At 41.8% G+C, this 13421-nt stretch carries 14 protein-coding genes; 10 read left to right on the top strand and 4 right to left on the bottom strand.

The window, feature by feature from the left end; translation table 11 throughout:
- The first annotated feature begins 287 nt into the window (after window positions 1–287).
- The 9 genes from ACTQ16_RS05695 to ACTQ16_RS05655 all read left to right on the top strand — a co-directional run bounded on the left by ACTQ16_RS05695 (window position 288) and on the right by ACTQ16_RS05655 (window position 9627).
- Window positions 288–782, top strand: coding sequence for a hypothetical protein (locus ACTQ16_RS05695; protein WP_441936562.1), 495 nt, complete (start codon window positions 288–290; stop codon window positions 780–782).
- A 128-nt stretch (window positions 783–910) separates the two neighbouring features.
- The gene (locus ACTQ16_RS05690) at window positions 911–1102 is read left to right on the top strand and encodes a hypothetical protein (RefSeq protein WP_235305744.1); all 192 of its coding nucleotides are present in this window, start codon (window positions 911–913) and stop codon (window positions 1100–1102) included.
- Window positions 1089–1547 (top strand): hypothetical protein, encoded by a 459-nt coding sequence (locus ACTQ16_RS05685; RefSeq protein WP_441936561.1) that lies wholly within the window; start codon window positions 1089–1091, stop codon window positions 1545–1547. Before ACTQ16_RS05690 ends, ACTQ16_RS05685 begins: the two co-directional genes overlap by 14 nt.
- Before the next feature lie 1549 nt (window positions 1548–3096).
- Entirely contained in the window at window positions 3097–4008 is a 912-nt protein-coding gene (locus ACTQ16_RS05680; RefSeq protein WP_441936559.1) for a helix-turn-helix transcriptional regulator, read from the top strand.
- Window positions 3986–4861 (top strand): DUF4595 domain-containing protein, encoded by an 876-nt coding sequence (locus ACTQ16_RS05675; protein WP_441936557.1) that lies wholly within the window; start codon window positions 3986–3988, stop codon window positions 4859–4861. The genes ACTQ16_RS05680 and ACTQ16_RS05675 overlap by 23 nt, the downstream gene beginning before the upstream one ends.
- A 217-nt stretch (window positions 4862–5078) precedes the next feature.
- Window positions 5079–5855 carry a DNA-deoxyinosine glycosylase gene (locus ACTQ16_RS05670; protein ID WP_441936555.1) on the top strand — a complete coding sequence of 259 codons (777 nt, stop codon included), beginning with the start codon at window positions 5079–5081 and terminating at the stop codon, window positions 5853–5855.
- A 458-nt stretch (window positions 5856–6313) separates the two neighbouring features.
- Window positions 6314–7225 carry a helix-turn-helix transcriptional regulator gene (locus ACTQ16_RS05665; protein ID WP_441936554.1) on the top strand — a complete coding sequence of 304 codons (912 nt, stop codon included), beginning with the start codon at window positions 6314–6316 and terminating at the stop codon, window positions 7223–7225.
- Between the two features lie 16 nt (window positions 7226–7241).
- Window positions 7242–7715, top strand: a complete 474-nt coding sequence (locus tag ACTQ16_RS05660) for a hypothetical protein (RefSeq protein ID WP_441936553.1) — start codon at window positions 7242–7244, stop codon at window positions 7713–7715.
- Window positions 7716–8724: 1009 nt separating this feature from the next.
- A complete protein-coding gene (locus ACTQ16_RS05655; RefSeq protein ID WP_006849536.1) occupies window positions 8725–9627 on the top strand; it encodes an Abi family protein in 903 nt (300 codons plus the stop codon).
- Between the two features lie 497 nt (window positions 9628–10124).
- On the opposite strand, the gene ACTQ16_RS05650 is transcribed toward ACTQ16_RS05655, so the two are convergent.
- Entirely contained in the window at window positions 10125–11048 is a 924-nt protein-coding gene (locus ACTQ16_RS05650; protein ID WP_441936551.1) for an Rpn family recombination-promoting nuclease/putative transposase, read from the bottom strand.
- A 188-nt stretch (window positions 11049–11236) separates the two neighbouring features.
- Between ACTQ16_RS05650 and ACTQ16_RS05645 the strand changes: the two genes are divergently transcribed.
- Window positions 11237–11539 carry a hypothetical protein gene (locus ACTQ16_RS05645; RefSeq protein ID WP_441936549.1) on the top strand — a complete coding sequence of 101 codons (303 nt, stop codon included), beginning with the start codon at window positions 11237–11239 and terminating at the stop codon, window positions 11537–11539.
- Between the two features lie 238 nt (window positions 11540–11777).
- Here ACTQ16_RS05645 and ACTQ16_RS05640 read toward each other — a convergent pair whose 3' ends face one another.
- The 3 genes from ACTQ16_RS05640 to ACTQ16_RS05630 form a co-directional block, all read right to left on the bottom strand.
- A complete protein-coding gene (locus tag ACTQ16_RS05640) occupies window positions 11778–11942 on the bottom strand; it encodes a hypothetical protein (protein WP_441936548.1) in 165 nt (54 codons plus the stop codon).
- Window positions 11943–12047: 105 nt separating this feature from the next.
- A complete protein-coding gene (locus ACTQ16_RS05635) occupies window positions 12048–12788 on the bottom strand; it encodes a hypothetical protein (RefSeq protein WP_295403726.1) in 741 nt (246 codons plus the stop codon).
- Between the two features lie 6 nt (window positions 12789–12794).
- Window positions 12795–13406: a polysaccharide deacetylase family protein gene (locus ACTQ16_RS05630; protein ID WP_153122407.1), complete on the bottom strand. Its 612-nt coding sequence runs from the start codon at window positions 13404–13406 to the stop codon at window positions 12795–12797.
- Window positions 13407–13421 lie beyond the last annotated feature (15 nt).

Raw genomic sequence — 13421 nt, 5'->3', positions numbered from 1 at the left:
GAATTTGTGGGGAAAACAGACTGATCTGATTGTAATTAGTAACTTGCACCAGCTGATCAGTAATAAGCCTGCTGGGATAAACCCTATCCTCTTGTCCCCGGCCCAGCAGGAAAGATGTGAAGATGTGAAGGTGTGAAGGTGTTAAGATGTGAAGATGTTCATTGACGCTACATAAGACTCTGCACAAGACTAACACTACTGAAGACCTTGAACACCTTAACATCTTAACAAGCGAAGCGACTTAACACCTTCACACCTTACACCTCCGTGGGATGAGAGGAATTGATATGGGAAAGGTATATGGTAACTGGATCACTGGCGTTCACTCAGGTCGTGCCTGCCGTCAGGACGACATCTACACCAAGGTCAACAAGAAGACCGGCGCATGCTACTCGGTGAAGCTCTGCAACCCGAACACCAACTGGTCGGAAATGGTCACTGCACAGCGCAGCTCGTTCGGTGCCATCAGCTCTGCGCTCAGCGCGTGGATCAAGGCTGAGAAGGAGAAGAACTCGGAAGACTATCAGAAGGTCAAGAAGATGTACGACCGTCAGATTCGCTTCTCCACTCTTCGCGGCATGATGTATGCCAAGGGCATGTACAGCATCGATGAGTCTGGTCTCGTGACCGTTGACATCAATGCCAGCTACAATGCGTCAGCTCCTTCTGGCGGTGGCGGCAGCTCGCAGACTCCTGGTGGTTCTGGTGGCGCTGAAGACCCAGGAAGCGGTGGCAGCTCAACTGGTGGCGGCGACTCAGCTGGCGGCTCACAGTACGAATAAGCTGAGGTGTTAAGGTGTTAAGATGTTCATTGACGCTACATAAGACTCTGCACAAGTCTAACACTACTGAAGACCTTGAACACCTTCACACCTTAACAAGCGAAGCGCCTTAACACCTTCACATCTAAATGAAGCATCAGATTCTTCTTGCCCTTCTGCTCGTCTGCTTCGGTGTCTTCCTCATCACAGCCGCCTTTTTCGTTCCACCGATGGGAGTCATCGACCCGACAGTCCTCACCGCCTTTGGCGAGATCCTGACCTTTGCAGGAGCAGTAATCGGCATCGACTACAAACACCGCATCAAAAATGACAAGACATAGATTTATCAGCAGCATCCAAAAGCTCGCCCTTGGCACATTGGCATCCATCGCGCTCTTATGTTCATGCCGTTCATCAGACATCGCCACACGCGAGTCTGATATCCTGAACCGCATGCAAGAGACAATCTATCAGGACTCCATCCATGTGTCACAGCTCCGATTCGACTCTGTCATTGTCGAGCAATACTTCACCGTCGAAACAATCCGCGACACGGTCTATATCAGGCAGGAATCCAACAAGCAGCATTTCTCCATCCTCCGTGACACGGTCTATGTTGCAAGGTCAGACACGATTGTAAGAGAGGTGGAGGTGATAAAAGAGAAAGAAGCAGTGAAGACCGCGCCACAGCGCAAGCTCTTCACTCTCTACCTCATCTGCATCTTCGCCTCCATCCTTATTCTCCTCGCGCTATATTTTCTAATAAGAAGCAGATTCAGGTTATAGTTGTCAAAGCTGTCAAACTCATTTTGATTCAGCACCTCAGCTTCTTCGATCGTATGAAGGAAATGAAAGTGTCGCACGTATAGTGCGGCACTTATTTTCAAACTCCACGTAAATAAAGCTCTAATCATTTGTCATTAGGTCATTATGTCATTATGTCAATAAGGTTTTAATATTGAAAGGAATTAGATGTGTCATAAATAAAAAACGCCTCGCACGATTTGAGCATTGTTAAGAGGCTTGGCGAGGACTGACGGTGCAAAGATAAGACATTTATTTGGATTGTGCAAGGGTTTGAGGGAAAAGTGTGGAAATGGAGGTGGTTTTTAACGGATGTTGGGTGTTTCGAGATGCAAAATGCAGCATCTTATGTCGTTCACGAGGATCATAGGTCGAGTAGAGCGAGGGAGTTTCACCCTCACCCTCTCACAGAACCGTGCGTGAAAGTCTCCCCTCACACGGCTCTTCACACTCTATGCTTTGTGCATATGCTTCTTTCATCATATCCTCCTCTTTGTTTAAGAGTTGTATAATTCCAGTTGCTTGAGTGTGTCACCCCCTTCGCTCCATGTCCATTACAGACACTTCAACGCTACTACGGGGCAATCAGCCACAGAAGCGGACTTCGGTACGTTTCTGCCTTGTTCGTCACTTTCGGCATTTCCCTTGGCATTCCGACTTCTGCTTCCCACGTTCCACCAACGAGCCTGTATTACTGTCCTGCCACCTCTATGCCGCATGCCACAATGCCATAGACAGGTTATTGCATTGCTTGTCGCCAGAACTGTCCGACTCTGACTTTTGACATGACTTGAAAACAGGATTAACGACACCTCATCGAATGGTTCACTTCATGCACCTTTTCTCGCCATGGCAATGACTGAGCAAGCTCATCATTGCTCATCTGGCTTAACGAAAACGTTCACTTGCGTTCAGCTCAGTAATACGTACCTCTCTGCAACGCTCACCACCGCAGCGTTTCCGACTGCAGCAGCTTGCAGAGGGTTTGATGCCAGTGCCTGCACACCGACACCGAGAGACCTTCTCTCATCTCATTGGCAGATACGGCTACATTTTATATGGAAGGGTAGCCAACCCTTTATATATAGATGTGCGCCTCGTGGCACACGGACGGGTACATTGGTTCACTCTTTAGGGGCGATGGACCTGTCCCTATGATTCTAAAGTCTTTCTTCACAAAATACTTCGGTTTTGCCAATGATAAGTTTAACGACTGAAATGTTGAGGGTCAATGTACCTGTCCCTCTGACCCTCTAAACGAATCTCACAATACGGGGTTTACTGATGGCTTACGATTTATTACTTTTGGTGAGTTAGAAGGACCGTCAAATATCCAATTGTCTTGCAATCAAACGGGCAGAAGAACACACTAACCCAAAGGTATGTATGTGGGTTTTTGAACCACCGCCAAATAAAACCTTGAAATAATGTTAATTTCACCATTATTTTCTCTTTTAAATTCATTTTTTTTTGGTTGCGACATCTTTTGACGCAAAGAATCATTATCTTTGCAACCAAAATTGATAAAGATATGAGCAAACAGGTAGAACAGATGCGTAGGATGCTGCTTATCCTAAATAACATAAAGCAACGGCAACGGATATCCAAACAGGAGCTTCTGAGCCGTGTTAACGACCGCCTATATTGGATATATGGATATAAGGAGATTGGTGTAAGGACATTGGAACGCGACCTTGAAGATATCGAGTCAATGTTCTGTGTGAATATTTCATACGACCGAAGCAACAATTATTATATAATTGACAGACAAAGTCGTGATTATGATACGAAAATGGCAGAGTTGTTGATGAATTTTGACCTTCTAAACTCATTGGGGAGCGAAAACAACCTGTCGTCTTTTGTTGTGGCAGAGCACCATCGTCCACAACATTCTGAGTGGCTTCCTTCTCTGATTTCCGCCATTAAGAATACACATCCTGTGACGTTCACATACATAGATTACAGACGAGACAATAGCACATTTCCGCATAGAGTAGAGCCGCATTATCTCAAAGAATCTAATCAGAGATGGTATCTGTTGGGCTATGAGGATGGAATATTGAAGAACTTTGGCGTTGACCGTATTCGCAATTTGGAAATACTGAGCGACGAGACCTTCAAAAGAAGTATGAACATTGATGTCGAAGAACTGTTTAAGGATTGCTATGGTATATGGAATGACCCGAGTATGCCGATTGAGGATATTGTGCTTCGCTTTTCACCTCTTGACGGACGTTTCATCAAATCGTTGCCTATTCATCATTCGCAAAACATCATCGTAGATGACGAAAAGGAATTCCGCATTTCCTTGCGTCTTCGCATAACCAATGATTTCGTGATGGAACTCCTGTCGCGCAGCAAATCTTTGGAAGTGCTGGAACCGCAACACCTTAGAGATGAAATCCGAGAAATATATGAGAATGCAATTAAAAGAAATTCATAACAAAACAAAGGTTGTAATTATGGACAGATTTAAAAAACAAAATGTCATAGTAATATTATTGGCATTATTAGCTTGTGTTGGAATGGTGTCTTGTGGGGATGACGAAACATTTATCGTTGGAAAACCATCAAACGTCTTTTCTAATGTAAGTCCTAAAACAGTAGGAAAGTATAGTATTTATTACGATGAACATGGTCGTGTTAGCATGGTGACAGAATGTGATGAATATGGTTGTAGAAAGGCTTTTTTCGATTATTCACCTGCTGATAAAGATTGTGATGTGAGGATTGATATTGCTGAAGAAAACTATGATGAAATGCTTTCTTTGCATGTTTCCCTTAATAAAAATGGATATGCAGAATATGTTAATGAGATAGAAGACGATGATATAGAAGAATGGAAATTTGAATATAATTCAAATGGCCAACTAATAAAAATGGTTCGGTCTGAAGGAGGTATCGAAACAACAACGATCACATATCAAGAAGGTGATATTGCAAAAGTTGTACAAGAATCAAAATTTGATGATAGTAGCACAAGCAGTACAATAGAGTACGGAACAGAAAAGATAGAAAACAAAGGTGGTGTTATGCTGTTTGATGAAATGCTCTGTATTGATATGGATGAAATGGGATTTGCCTATTTTGCTGGTTTACTTGGTAGACCGACATCTCATCTTCCTCAATCAAACAAGTCTATTGATTATTCTTCTGGTGGTTACAAAATAACCACATACAAATCTTTTTCATGGTCATTGGATGCAAATCGTCTGCCGGTCTCTGTATTAATAGAAGAAAAGTATGACAATACCACACCTTATACAAAAACATATTCTTTTGATTGGAGTGAATAAGTAATAATTAAGAATTATAAAATAAATATCAATTAATAAAGTATATCTATATGGGAAAGGACGTTAATAATCTGTACTATTCCTATCCTGGGAATGCGGTTTCTTTTATAGAAGTCACTTCCTTTATCATAGAATGCATGGATGGAATGAAACGAATAGCAACTGGTAAAGAACAGATAAAGCGTGTTATGTACTCATGTAATTAAAAACTGCGAATATGAAAGGGAAGAATGAATTTACACAAAATGAGATTAATGAAATAGTGGCTTTAATCCGCAAAAGATGTTCCGCACCTCAAAGTGAACAAACGAAGATTAGAAATAAAATGAGACGTATTGGGTTTTATGGTAGAGCTGATTTTGGTATTTCTGATATGACTGAAGAAAAATTTTACAGGCTTATTGAATCCAAGAAAATTATCATCAAGGATAGTAGTAAAGCAAAGGTTCCATCCGTTTCGTCCAATAGGGATACAAATACCCTTACAAATAATAACCTTAAAAATGGATTAGAAGCTTGGTGTGGTGATACTCCCTACGTTTTGATACTTGGAACATTCCCAGGCGAGAAATCCCTTGCTGCTCAAGCGTATTATCAAAACAAGTCATATAATTCTTTCTATAAAATAATGGAAAGTTTATTTGAAAGACAAAGCGGAATGTCAGATAAAGATTTCATTATCAACAATCATATTGCTCTCTGGGATTGTATGAAAGAGGCTGATCGAGAAGGAAGTCTTGATGCCAACATTAAGGGTTATGTAGCCAATGACGTTGAGAAGTTTTTGTCGTTGCATCCTACAATAACGACAATTGTATTGAATGGAATAGGGGATACAACAAAAACGTTTGAGAAAAATTTCTCTGTGGAGGAATTGAAGCATAAGTATAGTATTCTTTCTTTGCCTTCAACTTCAAACTCCAACTCTATTAGTTTTGATGAGAAATTAAATAGCTGGCGTATAATTAAAGAGATTGTAGAAGCAAAATCATAGGCAGTCATTGCTTTTATAGTATACGGGAACCCGTGCTCAAATCCTCGGGCTCGGTTCCCGCTATTTGTTTCTCAACATTATATTAGGCCGTCCGTCGTGGCGATCTTTTGCAACCGCTCCCGCAAAGCTTTGCAACCGTCCACGCAAAGCTTTGAGAGAATAGGCGCCATCATTAGAATATATCTTGTGCCATTCTTATAGATGTAAGACCGTGTTTTGGCACCATTATAAACCTTCAAGAAGATTGGCAATGAAAAAACTTGATTACGACTACTGCCATGCTGCCCCAGTCCTGGAATGGATGAGCCAGAAATGGGCGTTGGTGGCTATGATGATGATAAAACCTTGAAATAATGTCAATTTCACCAATTGTTTTCTCTTTTAGATTTATTTTTTTGTGGTAGCGACATCTTTTGACGCAAAGAATCATTATCTTTGCAACCAAAATTGATAAAGATATGAGCAAGCAGGTAGAACAGATGCGTAGGATGCTGCTTATCCTAAATAACATTAAGCAACGGCAACGGATATCCAAACAGGAGCTTCTGAGCCGTGTTAACGACCGCCTATATTGGATATATGGATATAAGGAGATTGGTGTAAGGACATTGGAACGCGACCTTGAAGATATCGAGTCAATGTTCTGTATGAATATTTCATACGACCGAAGCAACAATTATTATATAATTGACAGACAAAGTCGTGATTATGATACGAAAATGGCAGAGTTGTTGATGAATTTTGACCTTCTAAACTCATTGGGGAGCGAAAACAACCTGTCGTCTTTTGTTGTGGCAGAGCACCATCGTCCACAACATTCAGAGTGGCTTCCGTCCCTGATTTCCGCCATTAAGAATACACATCCTGTGACGTTCACATACATAGATTACAGACGAGACAATAGCACATTTCCGCATAGAGTAGAACCTCATTATCTCAAAGAATCTAATCAGCGATGGTATTTGTTGGGCTATGAGGGTGGAATATTGAAGAACTTTGGCGTTGACCGTATTCGCAATTTGGAAATACTGAGCGACGAGACCTTCAAAAGAAGTATGAACATTGATGTCGAAGAACTGTTTAAGGATTGCTATGGTATATGGAATGACCCGAGGATGCCGATTGAGGATATTGTGCTTCGCTTTTCACCTCTTGACGGTCGTTTCATCAAATCGTTGCCTATCCATCATTCGCAAAACATCATTGTGGATGACGAAAAGGAATTCCGCATTTCCTTGCGTCTTCGCATAACAAATGATTTCGTGATGGAACTCCTTTCGCGCAGCAAATCTTTGGAAGTGCTGGAACCGCAACACCTTAGAGATGAAATCAGGGAGATATATGAGAATGCAATTAAAAGAAATTCATAACAAAATAAATTAAATTATGGAAATTGTTGAAAAGTTAAAGGACGAAGGCTTCAAGGGCTTCGTAACAGTGGAGGAATTAATGCGCAATCCTAAATTACCAGAAGATGAAAAAGGGGTGTATGTTTTATTGTACACAACTGGTACTTACCCTATTTTTTTGCAAGTGGGAACTGGTGGATTCTTCAAAGAACAAGATCCCAATGTGTCGATTGAAGAACTCGAAACAAACTGGATTGACGGCGAGCAGGTAATATACATAGGTAAAGCTACAAGCCTTAGGAAAAGACTTTCTCAATACATGAAATTTGGCAGTGGGAAAAAGGTAGGACATAAGGGTGGACGATTTATTTGGCAATTAAAAGACTCTGCAAATCTCGTTGTTTGTTGGAAAAGAACAGAGGAGGAACCAAGGCATGTTGAGAAAAAAATGATAGCAGAGTTTAAGTTGTCGCATCAAGGTAGAAGACCTTTTGCAAATTTAAAAGACTAATTATCGTTTGGTAAAGGAGAAAACTATATGGAATTATTTGACGTACAGATAACGACAGACCTTGGAGAGACTATTGTCCTCCAAGTGTCTGCATCTTCGCCACAATCTGCCGAGATGACAGCTATTAGCATGGTGGAATGTGGAGATGCCGGAACAATAAGCCAAAATGTAGTTGACTGTTTCGCATTGTAATAATGTTTACTTGAGTTTTGCAGGCTTCAACTTGTTTGATTTTGAACACTCGTACATACTAACTGCGCTCCGCACCGTGATGAAGATACATGAAATATAGGGCGAGGTGCTTGAAGACAAGTGAGGGAGGGCCATGCTACAATACAGTCGAGAAATGGATCTACTGTCCCTCTGACCCTATTTGGCTTAACGAAAACGTTCACTTGCGTTCAGCTCAGTAATACGTACCTCTCTGCAACGCTCACCACCGCAGTGTTTCCGACTACAGCAGCTTGCAGAGGGTTTGATGCCAGTGCCTGCACACCGACACCGAGAGACCTTCTCTCATCTCATTGGCAGTTACGGCTACATCTTATATGGAAGGTAGCCAACCCTTTATATATAGCTGTGCGCCTCGTGGCACACGGACAGGTCAGTGTCCTGCGGAAAAGCCTCGTTTCGCTCGTAGCCTGAGAAAAATGGGTAGGACACTGACCCTATGACCTATGACCCGATCAAAACCAAAGCGTACAAAAACGCCTTTTACCATATGTATATCTGCCCAACCTCTGCCCATCGGGGCTTCCGGTATGAGTATAGACGTTATAAAGATAATACTTTTACCTTGAAAACCACTTTGTTTGGCTGGCAAAGTATGATTTCAAGGTTTGATTTAACATTATCAAACATAAATATGTCAAAGAATTCCACTTTTGTGTGATTTTTCTTTCTAAAAAGTTTGTATTATCAATGATTATTCGTATCTTTGCAGCACGAGAACCCGCCAAGCCTCTCAACGATGCTCAAATGTGCGGGTCGTTTTTGTTTTTATAGGTATATGGCAACAAAAATTCCGTTCATAAAAACATACTCCACACCCCAAGAGTTAGTACAACTACTCAAAACAAGAGGTATGGAGATAACCGATGAAGAAAAGGCTCAGCATTATCTTTCCCACATCGGTTACTATCGTTTGTCTGCCTATATGTACCCATTGCTTTCCATTCCCAAGGAGCAACATCTATTCAAGCGAGGAGTATCTTTCGGTAAGGTTATGATGTTGTATCGCTTTGACAAGAAGCTACGCCTACTTTTATTCAATGAAATTGAAAAGATAGAGGTCGCAGTGCGTTGTGCAATCGTGAACTTTGGAACGGAAATGACAGGCAACCCTTTTTGGATGACTGATGCCAACAATTTCTCAAATCCGTCCAAGTTCAATCGCTCTATACGTCTTATAGAAGATGAACTGAACCATACAAAAGAGGATTTCATCAACCATTTCAAAGAGACATATACCAATCAGTACCCACCTTCATGGATGCTGACAGAGATATTGCCATTTGGTGTAATCACCAATGTTTATTCTAACATCAAGAATAAGAAGATAAAGAAGCGTATTGCACAGTCATTTGGCTTGCAAGTTGCACCTTTTGAATCTTGGCTTACCATTATCACTGTAACAAGAAACTCATGTTGTCATCATGCACGTGTATGGAATAGGGTATTCTCTATTCGTGCTACCATGCCAATTAGAATGTCACGTCCTTGGATTACCTTGCCGACAGATCCATTGAAAGTGTACTTTGATATGTGCATCATCAAGTACTTTCTTGACATCATATCTCCAAATAACGATATGCTTGATAAGATGAACAGACTTTTTGCTACGTTTCCAGAAGTAGATAAGGCTGCCCTTGGTTTTCCTTCTGGTTGGGATAACGAACCACTGTGGCAATAAAAGGCATATGGAGTGACTACTAACCACCTTACATCACCCAAATTTTTTGTAATTTCGGTGTGACAGAAGGTTAAAAACGTTAAATCTTCTATTTTTCGTATCTAAACAGAATCCACATCGCCACTTTTCTACCGTTTAGAGTGTATAATACTGATAATCAGCCAATAATAGATACTTTATCTGAAGAAGGCACAGGACGAGATTGGAAAAAAATGATATCATTTTTTTAGATTGATTTAGAACCATTAAGGCGCCGCCTTCCTGCTGGCGAAAGCTGGTTGGATGGGAGTGCTGCATATCCAATTCGAAAGTAGAGTCTAGAAGTTGTTTGAATCCGTGATATCCTGATTAGAATTGCTTCCATATTATTATGTTACTGAAGTTTCGCAAATGAATAAATATCAACTTGCGAAACTTTAGTTACTACTTATCATGGTGGTATATTACCACCTTTACCGGTGGTAAAGTATCAGATAAAATTCGTCTTAGATTTGCCTTTATCCTTTCAGCTGCTGTAACTGGCTCTCCGACAATCCTGTTATTTCCATCACCGTGGCAGCATCCATACCATTTGCCAGCATCTTTCTGGCAATCTCAAGGCTTCGCTTGTTCATGCCCTTCTCCATGCCTTTTTTCATGCCTTCAGCCAGACCCTTCTCCATTCCTTCAGCCAGGCCCTCTTCTTTACCTTCTCGCTTGGCGGTATCAATCGAATTCTTGATATCACGATATGCCATCTTGCTGGCTTCATACTCCCGCTGCTCCTGCGGAGTGAATTTTGCAATCTCGGCTTCTTCGAATAGGCGGTCGAAGACCTTGTCGCATAACGCTTTAGGGCGCTGAGTAAGCTTATAGAGATTCTTTAGGGCATAGAGCCATTTGTCGTAGAGCGTTTCCAACTCGTCCAGCGATTTGTTGAACTTGGCGATTTCCACGTAGATAAATTCCAGCTTATCGTAGAATATCTTGTGCGTGGCAGTATCGCACAACTGCACACGATGGCGGATTTCTTCCTTGTTGAAGGCTTCCTCGTTCATATTGAAGTTGAGCAGGGCAATGGTGTAGATATGGTTGAGTTTGAAATCCCATTCATTACCCTTGGGAGCCTGCTCACGGATAGGGAAGGTGGAATAGAACAGGGCACGGTCCTTGAAGTATGTCTGGTATGCATTCTGCATTTCCACGATAAACTTCTCGCCGTTTTCTCCTTCGCAATATACATCGAAGATGGCCTTGCGGTCGGTATATACATCTCCCACGTGCTCCGGATTCAGATACTTCACGTCCTTAACAACCTGGCTTCCGTTGAACAAGCTGTTAAGAAAACAGATCAGCAAATCTTTGTTGGGAGCTGATGCGAAAATTCGCTTGAAACCGAAATCGGTCAACAAACTGATATATCTTTCTTCTACCTGCTTCATAATCCCAATGTTATTAATATTTCTATTGCATCAGCAAAGTTACGATTTTATTTTCATACCTGCAAGAGTTTTCTGATAAAAATTGAGAAAATGTTTATAAGTGCGCGAAAAATATAAGAAAGATGAAATGGTATCCGATTATTCGGATTCTTTTGTATCTTCGCGAAATAGAATCAAAAGAAAAAATTATGAAGAAAGTATCAAATGACATGAGATGGTTCGTTGACCAACTAAGGATGGCAGAAGGAATTTTGGCAAATGCGTTAGAAAGAGCCGAGAATTTTTCAGAACATGACAAGCGCATCATCAGTAAAATCAGAAATGAGGTTAATATGGCAGACCTCACTTTGTTACAATTCCTTATTGTCTGCTTGGCACCACGGTTTGATATGAGAAGCCATAAGCATCCAGGTCAGAGGACATTGACTGATGGCACAACCATGCCAATATTCAATCAATTTATGTCTGAATATTCCTTGTCCTATTCGTGACTTCACAATAGAATCTTTTTCTGTGACCTCTATGTTTATATCATCTTCTACAGCCTTGATTTCAGAAATGATAGAGTCAGAAAGGCGTTTTCTCTGTAATATTCCATTTCTTGCCTGTAGAGGGTTTGCTTATCAATCCATCTTTGGCCATAATGCCAAGAAGTCGTCCTATTTTTCTCAGTTTCTCGTCCAGAGTTAAACTTGATGGAAAAACATGTTGTAGGCCCTCATAAACGTCTTAACGTTTGAATCCCGTACTTCCTGCATTATGAGCCAATTGTAACAATAACTTTTGGATACTATTTTCTGCAAGACCATTTTCTTTTGTATAGTGTCCTGTCTGCTTAGTCATTTTGGCAACTTTTAGCGATATAGTATAGTGTGGTGCACGGCCTTCTATCAAACCCTTTTCATGAGCCTTGGATTCTGTAATCAAGCCACTTGACAGGGCACGATAGATAAGGTTCTCGAATCTGGTGCTGTGCTCGTCATTAATGATGCTTTTCTCTTATTCCTCTGCCAGCTCTTTCATGGCATCATTCAATGTATTGAACAGTACATTGATGTTTTCTTCTTCATTCTTGCATGCCTCCTTGAAGAGTGCGACAGGATCTTCAGGATCGCCCTTCAGCGGAGCCTCGTTCAAGAGGATGTTCACATTGTTCAGCAGCATACCGTGCAGGGTAGGCATGTGGAGCTGATGCTGGCTGCCCTCCTTGCTGCCACATTTCAGTCCGGCTGCGTATGCCTTCACGATGATACGCACCAGCAGATGGATAGCCATCGGTTCGTCGGCAAGACTGATGAGAATGCCATGCGTATAATCGCGTACGTGCTCCTCTATGCTTGTAAACTTACCTTGCAGGAGCCAGGTGAAGTTGCGCTTGTATTCAGCTTCCATCGCCTTGTAAAGCTGGTTGGATTTGCAGGCGATGCGCAGATAGTCGAGCATGGTTGGCTCGAAGGTAGGATCCGCTTGCTTCATGCTCTCAAAGTTCTTCTTCATGCGCTCATTAGCCTCTTCTGCGCTCTTGTAGTTGAGTCGTACGAGGGTAGAGAACATGATGTCGAAGAAATACTGGTTCACTTCTCCATAGTGTTCCAGCATCATCTGCTTCACCTCTTTCGGGTCGTTCTTCTTCTGGAAGTCATCTCCTCCGATGGCTGCATCCATGATGCCTCGGGCATAAGCCTCGAAGAAACCTCTTACAAATGAAGCTACAGCTTGATAACTATTGATTCTTTTCATGTCTGTTTATTCAAAAATCTTAAATTCATAACCCTGTTCCATGAGCCATTCAATGGATTGTGGAAGAGCTGTCTTCAGTTTGTCGATGCTCTTCAATGAGTCGTGGAAGGTGATGATGCTGCCGTTGCGGGCATACTTCTTCACGTTGTTTACCACGTCTTCTGCCGTCATCCATTTAGAATAGTCGCGGGTAACCAGGTCCCACATAATTACTTTATAGGTACGATGCAGCCACCAGTATTCACTGGCTCTCATCCATCCATGAGGTGGACGGAAAAGATGGGCATGTATCAACTCATTTGCTTTGTTGGTATTGAGAACGTATGAGATGACACGATGCTTGAAAGCACCGATGTGGTTGAATGTATGGTTGCCCACCTGATGTCCCTCTGCCACAATCTGGTTGTAGAGGTCGTGGTTGCGCAATACATTCTCGCCCACCATAAAGAAGGTAGCCTTGATGTTGTATTTTCTCAGGGTTTCCAGAATGAATGGAGTGGATTCTGGAATGGGACCGTCATCGAATGTGAGATATACCGAGTGGTCATTCTTATCCATTCTCCAGATTGCCTTTGGATATAACCATCTAAGCCATTTGGCTGGTTGCTCTATGAACATGGGAAAAATTGATTG

This window comes from Prevotella sp. LCP21S3_D2, from assembly GCF_052118345.1.
In the GTDB taxonomy this organism is placed as follows: Bacteria; Bacteroidota; Bacteroidia; order Bacteroidales; family Bacteroidaceae; genus Prevotella.
The sequence above is the reverse complement of the archived record's forward strand: the minus strand, read 5'-3'. Positions and strand labels throughout refer to the sequence as shown.

Coding starts and splice junctions, on each gene's coding strand:
- ACTQ16_RS05660 (WP_441936553.1), top strand. CDS start 7,242: ATGGAAATTGTTGAAAAGTTAAAGGACGAAGGCTTCAAGGGCTTCGTA.
- ACTQ16_RS05680 (WP_441936559.1), top strand. CDS start 3,097: ATGAGCAAACAGGTAGAACAGATGCGTAGGATGCTGCTTATCCTAAAT.
- ACTQ16_RS05695 (WP_441936562.1), top strand. CDS start 288: ATGGGAAAGGTATATGGTAACTGGATCACTGGCGTTCACTCAGGTCGT.
- ACTQ16_RS05665 (WP_441936554.1), top strand. CDS start 6,314: ATGAGCAAGCAGGTAGAACAGATGCGTAGGATGCTGCTTATCCTAAAT.
- ACTQ16_RS05685 (WP_441936561.1), top strand. CDS start 1,089: ATGACAAGACATAGATTTATCAGCAGCATCCAAAAGCTCGCCCTTGGC.
- ACTQ16_RS05670 (WP_441936555.1), top strand. CDS start 5,079: ATGAAAGGGAAGAATGAATTTACACAAAATGAGATTAATGAAATAGTG.
- ACTQ16_RS05635 (WP_295403726.1), bottom strand. CDS start 12,788: ATGAAAAGAATCAATAGTTATCAAGCTGTAGCTTCATTTGTAAGAGGT.
- ACTQ16_RS05630 (WP_153122407.1), bottom strand. CDS start 13,406: ATGTTCATAGAGCAACCAGCCAAATGGCTTAGATGGTTATATCCAAAG.
- ACTQ16_RS05675 (WP_441936557.1), top strand. CDS start 3,986: ATGCAATTAAAAGAAATTCATAACAAAACAAAGGTTGTAATTATGGAC.
- ACTQ16_RS05690 (WP_235305744.1), top strand. CDS start 911: ATGAAGCATCAGATTCTTCTTGCCCTTCTGCTCGTCTGCTTCGGTGTC.
- ACTQ16_RS05650 (WP_441936551.1), bottom strand. CDS start 11,048: ATGAAGCAGGTAGAAGAAAGATATATCAGTTTGTTGACCGATTTCGGT.
- ACTQ16_RS05645 (WP_441936549.1), top strand. CDS start 11,237: ATGAAGAAAGTATCAAATGACATGAGATGGTTCGTTGACCAACTAAGG.
- ACTQ16_RS05655 (WP_006849536.1), top strand. CDS start 8,725: ATGGCAACAAAAATTCCGTTCATAAAAACATACTCCACACCCCAAGAG.